The sequence below is a fragment of the Qiania dongpingensis genome (assembly GCF_014337195.1).
Classification (GTDB): domain Bacteria; phylum Bacillota; class Clostridia; order Lachnospirales; family Lachnospiraceae; genus Lientehia; species Lientehia dongpingensis.
In genome coordinates this window covers 276,335-295,815 of record NZ_CP060634.1, presented here as the reverse complement: position 1 = coordinate 295,815, position 19,481 = coordinate 276,335, and the positions used below count along the sequence as shown (strand labels likewise).

19 protein-coding genes are annotated in these 19,481 nt (G+C 49.7%); all 19 read left to right on the top strand.

Going from position 1 to position 19,481, the window contains the following annotated elements:
• The 19 genes from tyrS to miaB all read left to right on the top strand — a co-directional run bounded on the left by tyrS (position 1) and on the right by miaB (position 19,471).
• Entirely contained in the window at positions 1–1,233 is a 1,233-nt protein-coding gene (gene tyrS / locus H9Q78_RS01365; protein ID WP_249303145.1) for a tyrosine--tRNA ligase, read from the top strand.
• 34 nt (positions 1,234–1,267) lie between these two features.
• Positions 1,268–1,411, top strand: a complete 144-nt coding sequence (locus H9Q78_RS01360; protein WP_249303143.1) for a hypothetical protein — start codon at positions 1,268–1,270, stop codon at positions 1,409–1,411.
• A gap of 24 nt (positions 1,412–1,435) precedes the next feature.
• Positions 1,436–4,078, top strand: coding sequence for an alanine--tRNA ligase (alaS, locus tag H9Q78_RS01355; protein WP_249303141.1), 2,643 nt, complete (start codon positions 1,436–1,438; stop codon positions 4,076–4,078).
• Positions 4,079–4,186: 108 nt separating this feature from the next.
• The gene (gene rpsU / locus H9Q78_RS01350) at positions 4,187–4,363 is read left to right on the top strand and encodes a 30S ribosomal protein S21 (protein ID WP_003504099.1); all 177 of its coding nucleotides are present in this window, start codon (positions 4,187–4,189) and stop codon (positions 4,361–4,363) included.
• 92 nt (positions 4,364–4,455) lie between these two features.
• Positions 4,456–4,719: a YabP/YqfC family sporulation protein gene (locus H9Q78_RS01345; protein ID WP_249303139.1), complete on the top strand. Its 264-nt coding sequence runs from the start codon at positions 4,456–4,458 to the stop codon at positions 4,717–4,719.
• Entirely contained in the window at positions 4,712–5,953 is a 1,242-nt protein-coding gene (locus tag H9Q78_RS01340) for a sporulation protein YqfD (RefSeq protein WP_249303138.1), read from the top strand. The genes H9Q78_RS01345 and H9Q78_RS01340 overlap by 8 nt, the downstream gene beginning before the upstream one ends.
• Positions 5,954–6,033: 80 nt before the next feature.
• On the top strand, positions 6,034–7,032 hold the full coding sequence (locus H9Q78_RS01335) for a PhoH family protein (protein ID WP_249303137.1): 999 nt from the start codon (positions 6,034–6,036) through the stop codon (positions 7,030–7,032).
• Positions 7,029–7,532 carry an rRNA maturation RNase YbeY gene (ybeY, locus tag H9Q78_RS01330; protein WP_249303136.1) on the top strand — a complete coding sequence of 168 codons (504 nt, stop codon included), beginning with the start codon at positions 7,029–7,031 and terminating at the stop codon, positions 7,530–7,532. The genes H9Q78_RS01335 and ybeY overlap by 4 nt, the downstream gene beginning before the upstream one ends.
• Before the next feature lie 9 nt (positions 7,533–7,541).
• Positions 7,542–8,651, top strand: a complete 1,110-nt coding sequence (locus H9Q78_RS01325) for a DUF3048 domain-containing protein (RefSeq protein WP_249303130.1) — start codon at positions 7,542–7,544, stop codon at positions 8,649–8,651.
• Positions 8,644–10,311: a putative polysaccharide biosynthesis protein gene (locus tag H9Q78_RS01320; RefSeq protein WP_249303128.1), complete on the top strand. Its 1,668-nt coding sequence runs from the start codon at positions 8,644–8,646 to the stop codon at positions 10,309–10,311. The genes H9Q78_RS01325 and H9Q78_RS01320 overlap by 8 nt, the downstream gene beginning before the upstream one ends.
• Positions 10,312–10,430: 119 nt before the next feature.
• The gene (locus H9Q78_RS01315) at positions 10,431–11,093 is read left to right on the top strand and encodes a hypothetical protein (protein ID WP_249303126.1); all 663 of its coding nucleotides are present in this window, start codon (positions 10,431–10,433) and stop codon (positions 11,091–11,093) included.
• A gap of 80 nt (positions 11,094–11,173) precedes the next feature.
• Positions 11,174–12,406, top strand: a complete 1,233-nt coding sequence (locus H9Q78_RS01310; RefSeq protein WP_249303124.1) for a BaiN/RdsA family NAD(P)/FAD-dependent oxidoreductase — start codon at positions 11,174–11,176, stop codon at positions 12,404–12,406.
• Positions 12,403–14,031 carry an NAD(P)/FAD-dependent oxidoreductase gene (locus tag H9Q78_RS01305; RefSeq protein WP_249303122.1) on the top strand — a complete coding sequence of 543 codons (1,629 nt, stop codon included), beginning with the start codon at positions 12,403–12,405 and terminating at the stop codon, positions 14,029–14,031. The genes H9Q78_RS01310 and H9Q78_RS01305 overlap by 4 nt, the downstream gene beginning before the upstream one ends.
• 67 nt (positions 14,032–14,098) lie before the next feature.
• On the top strand, positions 14,099–14,941 hold the full coding sequence (proB, locus tag H9Q78_RS01300) for a glutamate 5-kinase (RefSeq protein ID WP_249303118.1): 843 nt from the start codon (positions 14,099–14,101) through the stop codon (positions 14,939–14,941).
• Between the two features lie 45 nt (positions 14,942–14,986).
• Positions 14,987–15,838: a patatin-like phospholipase family protein gene (locus H9Q78_RS01295; protein WP_249303117.1), complete on the top strand. Its 852-nt coding sequence runs from the start codon at positions 14,987–14,989 to the stop codon at positions 15,836–15,838.
• Between the two features lie 9 nt (positions 15,839–15,847).
• Positions 15,848–16,075 carry a DUF896 domain-containing protein gene (locus H9Q78_RS01290; RefSeq protein ID WP_147595882.1) on the top strand — a complete coding sequence of 76 codons (228 nt, stop codon included), beginning with the start codon at positions 15,848–15,850 and terminating at the stop codon, positions 16,073–16,075.
• Entirely contained in the window at positions 16,072–16,626 is a 555-nt protein-coding gene (locus H9Q78_RS01285; protein ID WP_249303116.1) for a 5-formyltetrahydrofolate cyclo-ligase, read from the top strand. The genes H9Q78_RS01290 and H9Q78_RS01285 overlap by 4 nt, the downstream gene beginning before the upstream one ends.
• 34 nt (positions 16,627–16,660) lie before the next feature.
• Positions 16,661–17,908 (top strand): glutamate-5-semialdehyde dehydrogenase, encoded by a 1,248-nt coding sequence (locus H9Q78_RS01280; protein ID WP_249303114.1) that lies wholly within the window; start codon positions 16,661–16,663, stop codon positions 17,906–17,908.
• Positions 17,909–18,031: 123 nt separating this feature from the next.
• On the top strand, positions 18,032–19,471 hold the full coding sequence (miaB, locus tag H9Q78_RS01275) for a tRNA (N6-isopentenyl adenosine(37)-C2)-methylthiotransferase MiaB (protein ID WP_249303112.1): 1,440 nt from the start codon (positions 18,032–18,034) through the stop codon (positions 19,469–19,471).
• Positions 19,472–19,481 lie beyond the last annotated feature (10 nt).

Here is a 19,481-nt window from a genome sequence, read left to right as displayed (position 1 = left end):
ATGTCTCAAAATGTGTACGACACCCTGGTAGAACGCGGTTTCATAGAACAGGCGACCAACGCGGATGAAATCCGTGAGATGCTTGGGAAAGAACGGGTGACGTTTTACATCGGTTTCGATGCTACGGCCGACAGTCTGACGGCCGGACATTTTCTGACCATCATGGCCATGATGCATATGCAGAAGGCGGGACACCGCCCCATTGCGCTTCTGGGCGGCGGGACCACCATGGTTGGCGATCCGAGCGGCAAATCGGATATGCGTAAGGTCATGACGAAGGAGACGATCGCGCACAATGCCGAATGTTTTTATAACCAGCTGTCCCGTTTCATAAGCTTTGACAATGACGGTGCGATCATTGAAAATAATGCCGACTGGCTTTTAAATCTGAATTATGTGGATTTCCTACGGGATGTAGGTGCTCACTTCAGCGTGAATAAAATGCTGACCGCGGAGTGTTATAAGCAGAGGATGGAAAAAGGCCTGACATTTTTCGAATTCAATTATATGGTCATGCAGTCCTATGATTTCCTGGTGCTGAACCGGAAGCATGGATGCAGGCTGCAGATGGGCGGCAATGACCAGTGGTCCAATATCATAGGAGGCGTAGAACTCATACGCAGAAAGGAGAGTAAGCCCGCATATGGCCTCACATTTAAGCTTCTCACTACCAGTGAAGGCATTAAGATGGGGAAGACCATGAAGGGAGCCGTGTGGCTGGATCCGGCCAAGACCTCTCCTTATGAATTTTACCAGTACTGGAGGAACATTGAGGACGCAAAGGTAGAAGAATGTCTCGGGCTTCTTACTTTCCTTCCCATGGATGAAGTGAGGCGGCTGGGGGCTCTAGAGGGTGCGGAAATCAACCGCGCGAAAGAAGTGCTGGCCTATGAGATCACCAAGATTGTTCACGGTGAAAAAGAAGCGGAAAAGGCTCAGGAAGCAGCGAAGGAGCTTTTCGCCCGTGGCGGCATGAGTGAGGACATGCCTACCACCGTGTACAAGAAGGCGGAGCTGGATGAAGGGAAGGATCTGATCACCCTGCTTGTGGATACGAGGCTGGTGCCCACCCGGTCGGAAGGGCGGAGATTGATCACCCAGGGCGGAGTGACGGTTAACGGCGAAAAGGTGACGGCCATTGACCGGGAATTTACCAGTGCCGATTTAAAGGACGGCGCCCTGCTCATAAGAAAAGGTAAAAAAGCGTATCATCAGGTTAAAATAGAAGGGTAACGTATAGATTGAAATCAGAAATGGAGGGTTTTCCATGGGAGCGTTTTTTTCAGTACTGTATCAGACCGCAGTAAAATTTGTATTTTTGGGCGCGGTAGCATTTGGCGGTATCATGTGCGGGATTAAGCTGAGGAAACACAAAGATGCCAAGGTGAATGAAGACCCGGCTAAAAAATAAAGACAGAATGAAACACATGGAGGAATGATCGTGGAAAAGTACGGCGTAAATCAGCTCAGGCGGATGTTTCTTGAGTTTTTTGAAAGCAAAGGGCATTTGATAATGAAGAGCTTTTCTCTGGTGCCCCATAATGACAACAGTCTGCTGTTGATCAATTCGGGCATGGCACCGCTCAAGCCCTATTTTACAGGACAGGAGATACCGCCCCGAAAACGGGTGACTACCTGCCAGAAATGTATCCGTACAGGAGATATTGAAAATGTTGGGAAAACGGCCCGCCACGGCACGTTTTTTGAGATGCTGGGAAATTTTTCTTTTGGAGATTATTTTAAGCATGAAGCCATCGCGTGGTCCTGGGAATTCTTGACAAAAGTGGTAGGGCTGGACGCTGACCGCCTGTATCCTTCCGTATATCTGGAGGATGATGAAGCCTTTGAGATTTGGAATAAGGAAATTGGCATTCCGGCGGACCGAATCTTTAAATTCGGGAAAGAGGATAACTTTTGGGAGCACGGAGCGGGGCCCTGTGGTCCCTGTTCTGAGATTTATTATGACAGAGGGGAAAAGTATGGCTGTGGCAGGCCGGGATGTACCGTAGGCTGTGAATGTGACCGGTATATGGAGGTTTGGAATAACGTTTTCACCCAGTTCAACAATGACGGCCATAACAACTATACTCCTCTGGACTATAAGAATATTGATACCGGGATGGGCCTGGAACGTCTCGCGGTAGTGGTTCAGGATGTGGATTCCATATTTGCCGTGGATACCATTAAGGCTTTGCTGGATAAGGTGGCGGAGCTTGCCGGGATTTCTTATATGGAGAATGAGGAAAAAGATGTGTCGCTCCGTCTGATCACGGATCACGTCCGCTCCTGTACCTTTATGATCTCTGACGGCATCATGCCTTCCAATGAAGGCCGGGGTTACGTGCTGAGGAGACTTCTGCGCCGTGCGTCCCGTCATGGGAGGCTTCTTGGGATCGAAGGGAAATTCCTGGCCAGACTGAGCGAAACAGTCATTGAACTGTCCAAGGACGGCTATCCGGAGCTGGATGAAAAGAAAGAGATGATCTTCAAGGTCCTTACAGAAGAAGAGGACAAATTCGATAAGACCATCGACCAGGGCCTGAGCATCCTGGCAGAACTGGAAAGCAGGCTCAGAGAAGAAGGAAAAACAGTGCTTGAGGGAGAAGATGCCTTCCGCCTCTATGACACTTATGGATTCCCTCTGGACCTGACCAGAGAGATTCTGGAAGAAAAAGGCTTTTCCGTGGATGAAGATGGGTTTATAAAGGCCATGGAGGTCCAGCGGGAAATGGCCAGAAGCTCCAGGAAAAAAAGCAATTATATGGGGCGTGAAGATATCTATCAGGGTCTTGACGCGGAGCTCACTACAGAATTCACCGGATACGAGACGCTTTGTGATACCGGACGGATAACGGCTCTTACTACGTCGGATGAGATTGTTCAAGCTCTGACGGACGGTCAGGCCGGCACGGTGATCACAGACAGGACTCCTTTTTATGCCACCATGGGCGGACAAAAAGCGGATACCGGTATCCTGTGTACCGGTGACGCCGAGTTTATCGTGGAAGACGTCATAAAGCTTCAGGGCGGAAAAGTGGGCCATGTGGGCCATGTGTCAAAAGGGATGCTCCAGGTGGGAAGTCAGGTGTCCATGAAGGTGGACGGAGAGAACCGTACAGAGACCTGTAAAAACCACAGCGCGACCCATCTTCTTCAAAAGGCCCTGCGTATGGTGCTTGGTTCTCATGTGGAACAGGCTGGTTCTTTTGTGGCGGCTGACAGGCTCCGGTTTGACTTCACTCATTTTTCAGCCATGACTCCCGAAGAAATCGAGAAGGTAGAAGAAATCGTAAATGAAGAGATTTTGGCTTCGATTCCTGTACAGACGGATATCATGAGTATTGAGGACGCCAAGAAAGCCGGAGCGATGGCATTGTTCGGCGAGAAGTATGGGGATACGGTCCGGGTGGTGTCCATGGGAGATTTCTCGAAGGAGCTCTGCGGCGGAACTCATGTGGCGAACACCGCGTCCATTACCACGTTTAAGATTATTTCCGAGGCGGGTATTGCCGCCGGAGTCAGGAGAATTGAGGCTCTTACGGGAAAAGGAGTATTCCGTTATTATAAGGATCTGGAGGCCGAGCTCCACGCGGCCGCAAAGGCTGCCAAAGCGGAGCCGTCAGGGCTTATCAAGAAAATCGAGGCCCTGCAGGAGGAAATAAAAACCCTTCATTCTGAAAATGAAAAGCTCAAAAGCAAGCTGGCCAATGAAGCCGTAGGCGACGTGATGAACCAGGTTACGGAGATAAACGGCGTTAAAGTCCTGGCTGTCCAGGTAAAGGATGTGGACATGAACGGACTCAGGGGTCTGGGCGATCAGCTGAAGGAGAAGATTGGTGAAGGCGTGGTAGTCATCATTTCTGAAAACGCAGGCAAGGTCAGCCTGATGGCGACGGCGACGGAAGAAGCACAGAAGAAAGGCGCTCATGCCGGAAATCTTATAAAAGCGATCGCATCCTGTGTCGGCGGCGGAGGCGGCGGACGTCCCGGTATGGCTCAGGCTGGCGGAAAGAATCCCGCGGGCATAGAGGAAGCGCTGAAAAAAACACTGGAAGTTGTCGCAGAACAAGTAAAATAGGTATTGACGAAAACGGATTTTATGATATACTAAAGGTAGTGCGAAAAATATACCCAAACAGTTGTATTATGCACAATACACAACTGGAGGGAGGTTAGGTGTGAGTCTATGTCAAACGTTATTGTGAAAGACAATGAAAGTTTAGATAGTGCCTTACGCAGATTCAAAAGAAACTGTGCGAAGGCCGGCATTCAGCAGGAGATTCGTAAAAGAGAACATTACGAAAAACCCAGCGTTCGTCGCAAGAAGAAGTCTGAAGCCGCAAGAAAACGTAAATACAATTAATTGTGCAGACAAAAAAGAGCCATTGTACCTCAATGGTTCTTTTTTTTGTCTCTTTTTCATAAACTGAAATGTAAAAGAAAAGAGGGGCGCCGATGAAAAAAGGGATGGAATCTTTGGTGTCGGCCCTGGAGCTTCCGCAGGACTTATGTCTGGGGGCCGCCGTCATCACTGCTCTCGGATGCAGGGAGCTTACCATCGAGAACCATAAAGGAATCCTGGAGTACGGGCCCGAGTGTATACGGGTCTTAAGCGGTATGTGCAGAATAAAGATCACCGGATGTGATCTGGTGATCTCCTATTTCAACCGGGAGGCCATGAAAATCGAAGGAAGGATTCGTGAGATCATTTATGAATAGACGTGGGCAGTGGAACGGAAGCTTAACGGTCAGAGCGGAAGGTGGAAGCCCTGAACGTTTTTTTAATTTATGCGGTTTTCATGGAATCTCGCTTACAAGGATTGAACGGGACGGAAACGGATACCGGTTTTGCATAGCTGCCGGCGATTTTTATGAGGCCAGGAAGCTCTCCAGGAAAGCACAGGTGAAGCTTCTGATAAAGGAAAAAAGAGGGCTTCCTTTTTTTCTGAGGAGAAGCAGGAAGCGGCTGGCTTTTTATGTGGGAATCCTAGTCTGTACGGGCCTTCTGTACGCTTCTTCGTTATTTATTTGGGACATCCGCATGGAGGGAAATACCAAATACACGGACATCACTCTTCTTCATTTTCTGGAGTCGAAGGGCTATGTGCATGGAATGAAGAAGGCGGGGATCGTATGTGAGGATATTGAAAAAGATATCCGGAATCACTATAACGATATTACCTGGGTGTCCGCGGAGATATCCGGAAACCGTCTGATCATCCGGATTAAGGAGAACCAGGTGCTGGAAGCGGCGGCCGATACCGGACAAGAGGAAGAAAAGGAAGAGGCAGAGTCTCTGACCGGCCAGGAGGTGCCGGATACCTCGGCTCTGGGCCGTGACGTGACGGCCAGCAGAGGAGGAATCATTCTTTCCATGATCACCAGGACCGGGACTCCGGCTGTCCATGTGGGGGACACGGTGGAGCCCGGGCAGATTCTGATCTCCGGAATCGTGGAGATCAAGGATGAGGGCGGAAATCTTTTGAAGACCGGGGGAGTAAAGGCTGACGGCGATGTTATTGCCAGCACGACTTATCTCTATAAGGACAGTTTTTCTCTGACATATCCCAAACAGTATTATACGGGGCAGAAAAAGGTACGCCGCTATCTGTGGCTGTTCGGAAGCCGCCATTATGTGCCGGGAGGTAAGAATACTTATGAGAAGTCGGATGAGGTGGACACTTACAGTCAGGTACACCTTTGGGGAAACTTTTATCTTCCGGTAGGATGGGGAACTGTGACTGCCAGGGAATACCGGGATGCCGAAGGAGTATATTCAGAGACTGCTGCAAAAGAGCAGGCAGAAAAACGGTTTCGTGCATATTGTGAAAATCTGGAGGCCGCAGATGTGAAGGTGGAGGAGGCTTCTTATCAGGTTTCGGTGGGGACAGATACCTGCGACGTGACCGGTACGATTCACGCTACGGAAGCCATCGCACTTACAGAGGAATAACTTTTTTTGGAAAAGGGGTTCTATTTACGGAAAAAAATGTTAGAATAAGAAATAGCAAATAGAAGGAGACAGAAGAAAGCATGGGTATTGTGGAAACGATGATCGACATTCCTGCGGAACATGAACGGAATGTCTGCGGCCAGTTTGACGCTTATCTGAAAAAGATCGAGCGGACTCTTCGTGTGACTATGGTGTCCAGAGATGGATGCATCAAGGTCATAGGTCCGGAGCAGATGGTGACAAGGGCCAGCAGCGTCTTCGGAAATCTGATCGAGCTTTCAAAACGAGGCAATATCATTACAGAACAAAATGTGGATTATGCGTTATCCCTGACGTTTGAAGAAAAAGACGGCAAGATCCTGGAAATCGACCGGGATCTGATCTGCAGGACGATGTCCGGAAAACCGGTGAAACCAAAAACCATCGGACAAAAAGAATACGTGGACGCCATACGGGAAAAAATGATCGTATTCGGTCTTGGGCCGGCCGGCACCGGAAAGACATATCTGGCTATGGCCATGGCGATCCAAGCTTTTAAGAACAATGAAGTCGGCAGGATCATCCTGACTCGGCCGGCCATAGAAGCGGGAGAAAAACTGGGTTTCCTTCCGGGAGACCTGCAGAGCAAGATAGACCCCTATCTGCGCCCGCTTTATGATGCTCTTTATGAGATCATGGGGGCCGACAGCTACCTGCACAACGCGGAAAAGGGACTCATTGAGGTAGCTCCTCTGGCTTACATGAGAGGCAGGACTCTGGATAATGCGTATATCATCCTGGATGAAGCGCAGAATACGACTCCGGCACAGATGAAGATGTTCCTTACCAGGATTGGATTCGGCTCCAAGGTCATCGTGACCGGGGATATGAGTCAGCGTGACCTTTCAGGGGACGGGCCTTCCGGATTGGATATGGCGGTGAAGGTGCTCCGAAAGATTGAGGAGATTTCTTTTATACGCCTGAGCAGCAAGGATATTGTGAGACATCCTCTGGTGCAGAAAATCGTACAGGCTTATGAGGCATACGAAAGCAAAAGCCCGTCGGGAGGAAAGGCGAGAAGGCCGGGAGGAAACAGATGACCTGCGATATTTCATATGAAGCACGCGAGCCTTTTGAGATTCCTTATGAGGATATCGTAAGGCGCGTGGTGGATGCTGCTCTCATACAGGAGTCCTGCCCCTATGAGAGCGAGGTCAGCGTGACGCTTACGGACGCAGAAGAGGTACGGAGGATCAACCGGGAATTCCGGGGGATTGATAAGACGACGGATGTATTGTCTTTTCCCATGGCGGAATATGACTCGCCGGCGGATTTTGACTTTCTGGAGGAAGAGAGTGCGTTTGATTGCTTCAATCCGGAAACAGGGGAACTTCTGTTGGGCGACATCATTCTTTCTGTGGACAAGATTCGGGAGCAGGCGGCCGCATATGGCCATTCGCTCACAAGGGAGCTGGCTTTTTTGACGGCGCACAGCATGCTTCATCTCATGGGCTACGACCACATGGAGGAAAAAGACAGGATTTTAATGGAGGAACGCCAACGGCTTCTGATGGAAGCCCTGGACATTCCGAGAGAATAGGATGGATATATGAAAAAGAGGCCGACAGTTTTTGCTGTCCTCATATTGGCGCTCGTCCTGCTTTCCGGCTGCGGAAAACAGGCTGATGAAACACTTCCGGTCACGGAGATATCTTCTGAGACCGAGGCAGTGAAAGAAACGACAGAGGAAGAGAATGAGACGGCAGAAGAAGAAACGGAAGAAGTGCTTCCAGAAGGAATGTGCAGAAGCTATCTGACTGGAAAAGTCGTATCTGAGGCCATAGGTAGAAGGCGTCCGATCGCTGTGATGCTGAGCAACGTCCGGGCCGCCGTCCCGCAGAGCGGCATCGGAAAAGCCGATGTGATTTACGAAGCTCCTACAGAGGGAAATACCGTCCGGCTGATGGGAATCTTTGAAGACTGGGACAGTTTGGAGAAGATTGGCTCCATGAGGAGCGCAAGGACCTATTATGTTTTGCTCCAGCATGAATTTGATCCTATCTTCGTCCATTATGGCCAATGCAATTATGCCCTGGATTATATGGATACAGACAACTGCGATAATCTGAATGGTGTGCTGGGCATCGGAGAGACCGTCTTTTACCGGACGGACGACCGGCCGAAGCCTCACAATGCCTATGCCTCCGCTGCGGGTATAACTGCCGGGGCGGAGAAAATGGGATACAGCTGGCAGTACGCAGAGGATTATACGGGACATTATCAGTTTGTGAAGGACGGAGAAGCCCCGGAGCTTACCGGTGCGTCAGCGGCGAATTTTGTGAAGCCGGGTTATTCATCCAACACCCCTCTTTTTACCTATAACTCTGAATCGGGAGTGTATTATCGCTCCCAGTACGGGGAACCGCAGATCGACGATACGACCGGAGAACAGCTGTCCTGCCGGAATATTCTGTTCCAATATTGTGAATATGAGCATTATTATGACACAGAATACCTTTATATCTATGTGATGGGAGAAGGCGCCGGGAAGTATATCACTGACGGGAAAGCCATCGACGTCACCTGGAAAAAGGACGGCGACTGGGGAATCACCCGGTATTACGATACAAATGGAAATGAGATCAAGCTGAACCAGGGAAAGACCTGGGTCTGCATCATTCAAACAGAAAAGGCAGAGAACGTAGAAATCTATGAGTAGCCAAAATCAAAGACCAAAGAGAAAAAAGAAAAATAATAACTTCCTTGTGCAGGGAACAATCCTTGCGGGGGCCGGGATCCTGGTGCGGATCATAGGACTTGTGTACCGGATTCCCATGCAGAATAAGATAGGCAGCGCAGCTATGGGGATGTATTCATCCGCGTTTTATATTTACAATATCATGCTGCTGCTGTCTTCCTACAGCCTGCCCCTTGCCGTATCCAAAATGGTTTCGGCCAGGGTGGCTTTGGGCCAGCATAAAAACGCATACCGGATATTCCAGAGCTCCCTGCTGTTTTCCCTGGTATCCGGCGGTGCAGCGTGTCTGCTTACATTTTTCGGGGCGGACTTCTTTGCTGCAAAATTATTAAATGAACCGGGGGCGGCATATGCGATCAAGGTACTGGCGCCCACAATCTTCGTCATGGCGTTCCTGGGAACTCTGAGAGGATATTTTCAGGGACTCGGCACCATGATTCCGACCGCTGTGTCACAGGTGTTTGAACAGATCATCAATGCCGTGGTCAGCGTTGTAGCTGCGTTCCTTTTGTTTGATATGGGCGCGAAGATGGACATTGCAAAGGGGAAGGATTTTTATGCGGATGCCTATGGCGCTGCCGGCGGTACCATTGGTACGGCGGTTGGAGCCCTGGCGGCCCTTTTCTTCTGCTTCGTAGTGTTCCGCATGTATAAACAGGTCCTGAACAAGCAGATGCGGAGGGATAATACGGTGATGCTGGAATCCTACGGCAATATCGCCAGAGTCCTCATAGCGACCATCATCCCGGTCATCATCAGCGGGACTGTATACAATATCAGCAACCTGATCGACAACAGCATATATGGATTCTATATGAAGTCCACAGGCGGCACGGCTCATTACATGGCCAATTGGGGGGTATATTCCGGTCAGTACTATCTGCTGATAAACGTACCTATTGCCATTTCCAACGCGTTATCTTCCTCTATGCTTCCTTCTCTGACAAGAACAGTGACGGAAGGAAAGAAGGGAGAGGTGCTCCGGAAAATCAATGTGACGATCCGTTTTTCCATGATCGTAGCAATCCCTGCGGCTGTCGGACTGACGGTCCTGAGCTCTCCAATCGTGAATATGCTGTTTAAGCAGGATACACAGCTGGGCGGAGATCTGCTGTTCTTAGGTTCTCTTGCCGTAATCTTTTTCTCCCTGTCTACGGTGAGCAACGGCATCCTCCAGGGAATCAATAAAATGAAGGTTCCTGTGAGAAATGCCCTGATTTCCCTGATTCTTCATGTGGGTGTTCTCATTGCCCTCCTGTATGGGCTGAAGACAGGAATCTACGGAGTCGTTATAGCCAATATGCTGTTCGGTCTTTCCATGTGTATCCTGAATGGGATATCCATAGCTAATTTCCTGGGATACAGACAGGAAGTCAAGAAAACGTTCGTGCTTCCGTTCCTGGCCTCTGTCATCATGGGAGGGGCTTCCTATCTGGTCTATTATTTGGTGAACATGATAACGAAGAGGAACTCCATAGCCTGTCTGCTGGCCGTTATTGTGGCTGTCGTCGTATATTTTGTGATGCTGATCGTATTCCGCTGTGTCAGCGAAAGCGAGCTTCGAAGTATGCCGATGGGCGGTAAACTGGCGTCCGCGGCGAAAAAACTGCATCTGATGTAACCTATGGTCATGTTTAAAATCTGCATAGTGGTAGATACTAGAAAGAGGATAATACTATCCTCTTTCTTTTTTATTTTTGGGAAAGTGCATTATCAACTTAAAAATAGGGGTGAATCACTATGAAAAAAACCATATGGTTGTATCTTTTAAGCTTTTGCCTGCTTTTTTTCGTGTTTTCTACAGTCTATTATTTCAGCTACCGGAATCTGGAACAGAAAAAGGAGCTGGAGCTGGCCAAGGAAGAACAGGAAAGCAAATCGCAGTTTAACACGGTGGAAGCGGAGACTCATGTTCCGATGACCGCAGCCGCGGACGGCGCCGGATCAGGGCAGAATACGGATGAGAATGCTGTGGCGGCCGGAAAAAAAGACGGGTCGGTGGTGACAAAGGATATGCTTTATATTTCTCAGAATTACGACCCGAAGACAGAAGTCCTGACAGAAACCATTCTGCCCATGCCGGAGGATTATCTTGGACTTACCAGGGAAGAATTAATCTCCCTTATGAAATCATCGGACAGCGGAAAGAGCCTGGTTTCCTTTTCTGCCTCGCGCCTGGTAGTTAGGAGTGAGGAGGCGGTGAATCCCGACGATTATCGGTTCCTTCTTATTTTGGAGGAAGGTTATCTGAAAATTTACTACAGCGACAGACGGGATGTCTATATGGAAACCTATCTGACAGAAGAGGAGCTTCCGGATTCCGAGCTGGAGGTTCTAAAGAGCGGCTATTATATAAAGGGAGTGGGAGAGCTCTACGACTATCTGGAATCCATCACCAGCTGAACTTGCAATCCCACGGTACTCATATTATAATGTCTGTAGCTAAACTGCGGGAAAATTTCAGCGCAGAAAGGAGACAGGCCATGAAGAAGACAGTGATAATCGGGGGCGGAGCGGCCGGCATGACGGCAGCCATCGCTTCCGCCGGCGCCGGAGATTCGGTCACTCTTCTGGAACACAGCCCTCAGCTGGGGAAGAAGCTGTTGTCCACGGGAAACGGCAGGTGCAATCTGACCAACCGGAATCAGGACGCTTCTTTTTACCGCTGTCCGGAATCGGATTTTCCGGAAAAAGCACTCAAACAGTTCGGATATAAAGAAACACTTGAATTTTTTCGGGGACTTGGACTTTTTTTAAAAGAAAAGGAAGGATACGTATATCCCCGCTCGTCCCAGGCCTCTTCCGTACGGAATGCTTTGCTGCGTGAACTTGAACGCCGAAAGGTAGACCTTAAGATGGAAACAGATGTGCGGGAAATTGTAAAATATGAAAAAGGATTCCGAGTGAGAACATCGGATACATCCTATGTATCTGACCGAGTCATCCTGTCCTGCGGAGGAATGGCGGCTCCGTCCACCGGTTCCGACGGAAGCGGGTATCGTCTGGCGGCCGAAATGGGACACAGGATCATTGAGCCGGTGCCGGCGTTGGTGCAGCTTCGTTCTTTCAGAACCGCCCTCCAAAAGGCAGCAGGTGTACGGGCAGACGGGCGGATTTCTCTTTACATAATGGAAAACGGCAGACGGGCATTTGCCGGAGCCGATACCGGGGAGATTCAGCTGACGGATTATGGAATTTCTGGAATCCCTGTTTTTCAGGTCAGCCGCTACGCTTCGAAAGCTCTGTCGGAGAATAAACAGGTATGGGCTGAAATTGACTTTCTTCCGGAATATACATCTATGGAGGAAAAACAGAAGCTTTTCCAGTCTGTTCGTCAGGAAAAGAAAGGCTATGACTGTCTGGAGGTGCTTTGCGGCCTGTTTCCGGAGAAGCTGGCTCTGGCATTTCTAAAGGAGGCGGATATTCCGTTTCATCTTCCGGCGGAACAGCTGGATGAGAACAGGACAGAAAAGCTCTGCCGGACCGTCACATGCTTTTCGGTGCCGATTTCCGGTACGAATTCCTTTTCTCAGGCCCAGGTGACCGCGGGAGGAGTTGATGTACGGGACGTGGTGCCTGAGTCAATGGAGTCAAGGCTCGTCCAAGGACTGTACTTTGCAGGAGAGATTCTGGATGTGGACGGTATCTGCGGCGGATATAATTTACAGTGGGCATGGACCAGCGGCTGGCTGGCCGGAAAGCAGGGCAGGAAATGATTCGGATCACACAGCTTAAGCTTCGTCCCGGAGAGGATGAGGCTGAACTCTATAAAAAGCTTTGCAGAAAACTAAGACTTCGGGAAGAGGACATTCTTTCCTGGAAGATTGTTAAAAAATCCATTGACGCCAGGAAAAAGGAGGATATTCAAATTGTCTTTCAGGTGGATGTGGAGATAAAGAAGAAAGAGTGCGCCATAGCAGATCATCTGAAAAGCGCACAGATTCAGTTGATAAAAGAAGAAAGCTACCGGTTCGCAGAGCCGGGAGCGGAACCGTTAAAGAACCGGCCTGTGATCGCCGGTACAGGACCTGCAGGACTCTTCTGCGGCTATATGCTGGCGAAAGCCGGTTACTGCCCGATTCTTTTAGAGCGAGGCGGATCTGTGGATGAACGTGAGGAAGCAGTATCAAAATTTTGGAAGACTGGAATCCTGGATCCGGAATGTAATGTTCAGTTCGGGGAAGGCGGCGCCGGGACATTTTCCGATGGAAAATTAAATACTCTTGTAAAGGATCCGGCTCGCCGGGGGCGGAGGGTCCTGGAAATATTCGCCGAGATGGGTGCCGGAGATGAAATTTTATATGAACAAAAACCCCATATCGGAACAGATGTGTTAAAACAGGTATTAAAAAATCTGAGAAGGGAAATCGAACAGGCCGGAGGAGAATTTCACTTCCATTCCAAAGTGGCCGGACTGGACATAGAGGGAGGCAGGCTGACCGGAATTCACGTTGCCGGTACAAAGAAAGAGGGAGGACAATTCTTTCCTGCAGACTGTCTTGTGCTGGCCATCGGCCACAGCGCCCGGGACACCTTTCAGCTGCTGTATGAAAAAGGGCTGGATATGAAAGCCAAATCCTTTGCCGTGGGCTTACGGATCGAGCATCCACAGCAGATGATACAGATATCCCAGTATGGAGAGACTTTTGCAGGACTTCTTCCCCCCGCTCCTTATAAGCTGACCGCAAGGTCGAAAGATGGAAGGGGAGTCTATTCCTTCTGCATGTGTCCCGGCGGCTATGTGGTCAACGCTTCCTCTGAACCGGGGATGACGGCTGTCAATGGTATGAGCAACAGAAGCCGGGACGGCAGGAACGCAAACAGCGCCATGATCGTAACGGTATCGCCGGAGGATTTTGGAAACGGGCATCCCCTTTCCGGGATCGCATTTCAGAGAGAGCTGGAAAAGGCTGCCCATGAGCTGGGCGGAGGAAGGGTTCCTGTTCAGCTTTACGGAGATTTCAAAGAAGACAGGATGAGCAGTTCTCTGGGAGATGTCCTGCCGGATACGATGGGTGGAAACCACTTTGCCAATCTGCGGCGTCTTCTCCCAGAATATTTAAACCGGGCGCTTATGGAGGGCATTGAACAATGCGGGCAGAAATTGCGGGGATTTGACCGGTATGATGCAGTGCTTTCCGGCGTTGAGAGCCGGACGTCGTCCCCTATACGGATTGAGCGGAATGCTTCCATGGAGGCGAGTGTTCCGGGGATCTATCCGTGTGGAGAGGGAGCTGGATATGCGGGAGGAATCACTTCAGCCGCCATGGACGGGATACGGGTGGCGGAGGCCATCGCGGCCCGCTTTTCCCCTCGTCTCCTGCAGAGCAGAAAAGATTGATTCTGAATGCCAAATCTGCTAGAATAACGGTGTCGAGAAGAGAAAAAGAAGATTAGAGAGGATACATATGGACAGAAAAACAAGGCTTTCAGGAAAGAACCGGATCGTCGTAAAAATCGGTTCTTCCTCGCTCACCCATAAATATACGGGATATCTGAATTTAAATAAGGTGGAAAAGCTGGCGAGGGTGCTCTGCGATCTGAGAAATCAGGGGATGGAGGTCGTGCTGGTGAGCTCCGGCGCCGGAGCGGTAGGCAGAAAAACCATGGGATACATGGAGCGTCCGGATGATCTGCCGGTCAAACAGGCGCTGGCTGCAGTGGGTCAGGCAAAATTAATGATGACCTATCAGAAGATTTTTTCGGAGTATAATCAGGTGGTCGCCCAAATCCTGATGACAAAGACGACCATGCTCAATGACAATTCCAGAAGGAATGCCAGAAATACCTTTGATGAGCTGTTCAAAATGGGAGTGATTCCCATTGTCAATGAAAATGATACCGTCGCCACCCATGAGATTGAATTCGGAGATAATGACCGGCTGTCTGCCATTGTGGCGGCGGTGATACATGCAGATCTGCTGATACTTCTTTCCGATATTGACGGTCTTTATGAGGATGATCCGAAGCGTGACCCGGAGGCAGAATTTATTCGGGAGGTGGAAGAGATTACCGATGATCTGCAGGAAATGGGAAAGGAGACCACCGGGAGCACCGTGGGAACCGGCGGGATGTCTGCAAAGATCGTGGCGGCCCGGATGGCCACCGACGCCGGGATCGATATGGTGATCACCAACGGAGAAGATGTGGAGAATATATACCGGGTCCTGGACGGAGAACAGGTCGGCACACTGTTCCTGGCCCATAAAAACAAGGACTTTGATCTGATCGAATATCTGACTGCATACTGAGACATCTTATGGGGCGGTGCACGGACAGGAAGGAGTGGACACAATATGAAGAAAGCAAGTCTTGTTCTGGAGGGCGGAGCTACCCGCGGAGTTTTTTCCGCTGGGGTCCTGGATTTCCTGATGGAGAAAGAATTATATATCCCCTATGTGATCGGCGTTTCCGCAGGAGCCTGCAATGCGGTGGATTATCTGTCCCGACAGATTGGAAGGACGAAAGACTGTATGATTCCCCGCGATAAAAAAAACGGCTACATGAATTTAAAGAAGGCATTAAAAACAAAAAGCCTGTTTGATATGGATATGATATTTGATCGATATCCTAAGGAGCTGTTTCCATTTGATTTTAAGACCTATCAGGAATCAGCCCTGCGCTGTGAGATGGCTGTGACCAACTGCCTGACCGGAAAAACGGAATATCTGGATGACCGGGAAGATGAAGACCGTCTGTTCACCATCTGCCGTGCTTCCTGCAGCATGCCGGTAGTCACCCCTATGGTAGAAATCGACGGAGTTCCCTATCTGGACGGCGGTCTGTCCGATTCGGTACCTGTTGCCAGGGCCCTGAGGGAAGGCTATAAAAAATGTGTGGTAGTCCTCACCAGGAACGCAGGCTATCGAAAAAAGCTGTCCCATAAAGCTGCCGTGATCTATCATTCTGTTTACAAGGAATATCCGGAGCTGGTAAAGACAATCTGCAGGCGTCCGGTAATGTATAACCGAACAATGGAACTGATTGAACGGCTGGAAAAGGATGGGCATATTTTTGTGCTGAGACCGTTTGAGCCTGCCGTATCCAGGACGGAGCAGGATCCAGAGGTGCTGGAAAGCTTTTACCGGCACGGTTATGATTTGATGGAGTCCAGATATGAAGAGCTTCTCTCATATTTGGACAGATAAGGAGAGTTTATGACGGAAAAAGAAATTCAAAGAATCAACGAGCTTTATCATAAATCGAAAAAAGAAGGACTTACCCCAGAAGAAAAAAGGGAACAGGCGGCCCTTCGTGAAGCTTATATTCAGGCGATCCGCATGAATTTGAAGGGAACTCTGAATAATGTAAGCATTCTGGAGCCGGACGGCAGTGTGACGGAGCTTAAAAAGGTCAAAGAAGCGAAGGACAGGAAAAGACAATGATGACAAAAAAAGAGATCAGGAAAATGGCCAATGAAAGCAGAAAAGCCATGCTTCTTAGGGAAGAGGAAGAGAAGAGCAGGAAAATCTGCGGGCAGATCCTGTCTATGCCGGAATATAAAGAAGCCCGAAGCCTGTACTGCTATGTGGATTTCAACCATGAAGTCAGGACCTGGGATATCATGAAAAATGCCATGGCGGAAGGTAAACGGGTCGCGGCCCCCAGAGTGGACGGGGATTCCATGGACTTTTATTATATCACGTCCAGGGAGGATCTGGAGCCAGGCTGCCTCGGAATCCTGGAGCCGAAGGCCGGGCTTACCATGGCGGCAGAGGAGGATGCCTTTTTTCTGATGCCGGGGGTGGCTTTCGACAGAGAACATCATCGCGTGGGATATGGGGGCGGCTATTATGACCGGTATCTGGAGCGGTTCCCAAAGCTGACAAAAGTGGCGGTAGCCTATGAATGTCAGGTATTTGATCAGGTTCCCCATGAGACTTTCGATATCTGTCCCGCCGTTCTTGTGACGGAGGCAGGAATCAGCAGGAAGTGAGCGGAGAGCCGTTTTGCACTCAGGAGGATTAAAAATGAAAGAATTGATCAGGATGGGAGAACGGGCCAGGACGGCTGCGTCTCTGTTGGGCAGCTTAGGGATAACTGAAAAAAACAGAGGCCTGTCTGCGGCGGCTGATGCACTGACTGCCAATGCAAAGTCCATATTAAAAGCCAATGAGATGGACATGGAAGCGGGAAGGAAAAAGGGGATGCATCAGGGACTCCTGGACCGGCTTATGCTGACCGAAGCCCGGATAGAAGCCATGGCCGAGGGCCTGCGCCAGATCGTATCCCTGGATGATCCGGTGGGAGAAGTCCTTTCCATGAAAAAGAGGCCGAATGGACTTGCGATAGGGGAAAAAAGAGTGCCAATCGGCGTGATTGGAATCATATACGAATCTCGTCCCAATGTAACGGCTGACGCGTTCGGGCTCTGCTTTAAAGCCGGAAACGCTGTGATCTTAAAGGGAGGGAGCGACGCTTTGAATTCCAACAAGGCGATCGCATCCTGCTTAAGAGAGGCACTGGCCGGATGCGGGCTTCCGGAGGATTCCATCCAGCTTCTGGAGAGCACGGACCGGGAGGCTGCTAAGGCCCTTATGCGTATGAACGGCTACGTTGATGTCCTGATACCCAGAGGGGGCGCCGGACTCATCCGCACGGTGGTGGAAAACAGTACGGTACCCGTAATAGAGACAGGAACAGGCAATTGCCATATATTTGTGGATGAAAGTGCGGATATTGATATGGCGGTATCCATCATCTTCAATGCCAAGACTCAGAGGATCGGTGTGTGCAATGCCTGTGAGTCCCTGGTAATCCACAAAGGCATTGCAGACAGGCTGATGCCTGCCCTCGCGAAAAAGCTTTCAGAAAAGCAGGTGGAAATCCGCGGGGATGAAACGGTCTGCAGGCTGCTTCCGGGTGCGGTCAGGGCTTCAGAGGAGGACTGGGGAACCGAATATCTGGATTATATTTTATCCGCCAAGACAGTCGGCTCTGTAGGAGAGGCAATTGCCCACATCAACCGTTATAACACGAAGCATTCGGAAGCAATCATCACAAAAGATTATGCAAATGCCCAGAGGTTCCTGGACGAGGTGGACGCCGCCGCCGTATATGTAAACGCCTCCACCCGGTTTACCGACGGTTTTGAGTTCGGCTTCGGAGCGGAGATTGGTATCAGCACGCAGAAGCTCCATGCCAGAGGACCGATGGGGCTTAAGGCGCTGACAACGACTAAATACATCATATATGGAAACGGGCAGGTCCGCCCCTGAGCGGGTAGAAGAGACAGGAAAAACCTGTCTCTTTCTTTCTCATATGCGTACAGGCAGACTTTTATTGATTTTTTAAAAAGCGTCGGCTATAATAGAAAGGATTAAGAGAAGGGATAAAGGACCGTGGATAAAACAATATATGTCAAGATAATAGAGCAGGCGCCGGCCGGTGAGCCGGAGCGGCAGCACTATTTCATGCAGAAGCTCCGTGATATCGTAACGGAGAGATCCAATCGATTGGGAAGGCCTTTCTATGCCAATGTGACGACCTTCGGGTGTCAGATGAATGCAAAGGATTCGGAAAAGCTTCTTGGTATTTTGGAGGAAGCCGGATTCACCCCATCGGAGAAGGAAGCTTCAGATTTTGTGATCTATAATACCTGTACGGTCAGAGACAACGCCAACCAGCGGGTATATGGACGCCTGGGTTATCTGAACAGCCTGAAACAGAAAAATCCGGATATGATCATTGCCCTCTGTGGCTGCATGATGCAGGAACCGTCAGTGGTGGAAAAAATAAAGAAAAGCTATCGATTCGTAGACCTTATATTTGGAACCCATAATATCTTCAAGCTGGCAGAGCTTCTTTACCGGCAGATGACAGAACGGCATATGATAGTTGACATATGGGACGGAACGGATGAAATTGTGGAAAAGCTTCCTGCTGAACGGAAGTATTCCTTTAAATCCGGGGTGAATATCATGTACGGCTGCAATAATTTCTGCAGTTACTGTATCGTACCGTATGTCAGAGGGAGGGAACGCAGCCGGAGTCCGGAAGATATCGTGGATGAAGTAAAGAATCTGGTAAAAGACGGCGTAGTGGAAGTGATGCTGCTCGGACAAAATGTCAATTCCTATGGAAAGACCCTGAATCCGCCAATGAGCTTTGCAGAACTTTTAAAAAGGGTAGCCGATGTGGAGGGCCTTGAACGCATCCGTTTTATGACGTCTCATCCAAAGGATCTGTCGGATGAATTGATAAGAGTGATGAGAGACTGCCCGAAGGTCTGCCGCCATCTGCATCTTCCTCTCCAGTCAGGAAGCTCCAGAATACTTTCTCAGATGAACCGGGTTTATGGGAAAGAGCAGTATCTGGCCCTGGCAGAAAAAATAAAGACAGAAATTCCGGACATTTCTCTGACTACGGATATCATCGTAGGGTTTCCTGGCGAGACGGAAGATGATTTCCAGGAAACTTTGGACGTAGTCCGCAAAGTGAGATATGACAGTGCCTTTACTTTCCTCTATTCTAAGCGGACAGGCACACCCGCGGCCGCCATGGAAAATCAGGTGCCGGAAGAAATCATGAAGGACCGGTTTGACCGGCTCTTAAAAGAAGTACAGAGGATTTCCGCCGAAGTGAGCGGAAAAGATGTGGGGAAAGTCATGCCTGCCCTTGTGGAAGGGCTGGATGACCATAATCCCGGTATGGTTACCGGCCGTTTGAGCAATAATATAATGGTACACTTTCCGGGCGAGGCTTCTGATATCGGAAGAATCATTCCGGTGAAGCTTGAAGAATCCAGAGGATTCTATTATATGGGGACGCGCCTCCCTTAAATATGGAGGT

Excerpts from the sequence above, each read along its gene's own strand:
- H9Q78_RS01310 (WP_249303124.1), top strand. The coding sequence starts at position 11,174 with ATGAAGAAGACAGTGATAATCGGGGGCGGAGCGGCCGGCATGACGGCA.
- H9Q78_RS01345 (WP_249303139.1), top strand. The coding sequence starts at position 4,456 with ATGAAAAAAGGGATGGAATCTTTGGTGTCGGCCCTGGAGCTTCCGCAG.
- H9Q78_RS01315 (WP_249303126.1), top strand. The coding sequence starts at position 10,431 with ATGAAAAAAACCATATGGTTGTATCTTTTAAGCTTTTGCCTGCTTTTT.
- H9Q78_RS01290 (WP_147595882.1), top strand. The coding sequence starts at position 15,848 with ATGACGGAAAAAGAAATTCAAAGAATCAACGAGCTTTATCATAAATCG.
- rpsU (WP_003504099.1), top strand. The coding sequence starts at position 4,187 with ATGTCAAACGTTATTGTGAAAGACAATGAAAGTTTAGATAGTGCCTTA.
- proB (WP_249303118.1), top strand. The coding sequence starts at position 14,099 with ATGGACAGAAAAACAAGGCTTTCAGGAAAGAACCGGATCGTCGTAAAA.
- H9Q78_RS01340 (WP_249303138.1), top strand. The coding sequence starts at position 4,712 with ATGAATAGACGTGGGCAGTGGAACGGAAGCTTAACGGTCAGAGCGGAA.
- H9Q78_RS01305 (WP_249303122.1), top strand. The coding sequence starts at position 12,403 with ATGATTCGGATCACACAGCTTAAGCTTCGTCCCGGAGAGGATGAGGCT.
- H9Q78_RS01360 (WP_249303143.1), top strand. The coding sequence starts at position 1,268 with ATGGGAGCGTTTTTTTCAGTACTGTATCAGACCGCAGTAAAATTTGTA.
- tyrS (WP_249303145.1), top strand. The coding sequence starts at position 1 with ATGTCTCAAAATGTGTACGACACCCTGGTAGAACGCGGTTTCATAGAA.
- H9Q78_RS01280 (WP_249303114.1), top strand. The coding sequence starts at position 16,661 with ATGAAAGAATTGATCAGGATGGGAGAACGGGCCAGGACGGCTGCGTCT.
- H9Q78_RS01295 (WP_249303117.1), top strand. The coding sequence starts at position 14,987 with ATGAAGAAAGCAAGTCTTGTTCTGGAGGGCGGAGCTACCCGCGGAGTT.
- alaS (WP_249303141.1), top strand. The coding sequence starts at position 1,436 with ATGATCGTGGAAAAGTACGGCGTAAATCAGCTCAGGCGGATGTTTCTT.
- H9Q78_RS01335 (WP_249303137.1), top strand. The coding sequence starts at position 6,034 with ATGGGTATTGTGGAAACGATGATCGACATTCCTGCGGAACATGAACGG.
- H9Q78_RS01325 (WP_249303130.1), top strand. The coding sequence starts at position 7,542 with ATGAAAAAGAGGCCGACAGTTTTTGCTGTCCTCATATTGGCGCTCGTC.
- ybeY (WP_249303136.1), top strand. The coding sequence starts at position 7,029 with ATGACCTGCGATATTTCATATGAAGCACGCGAGCCTTTTGAGATTCCT.
- H9Q78_RS01320 (WP_249303128.1), top strand. The coding sequence starts at position 8,644 with ATGAGTAGCCAAAATCAAAGACCAAAGAGAAAAAAGAAAAATAATAAC.
- H9Q78_RS01285 (WP_249303116.1), top strand. The coding sequence starts at position 16,072 with ATGATGACAAAAAAAGAGATCAGGAAAATGGCCAATGAAAGCAGAAAA.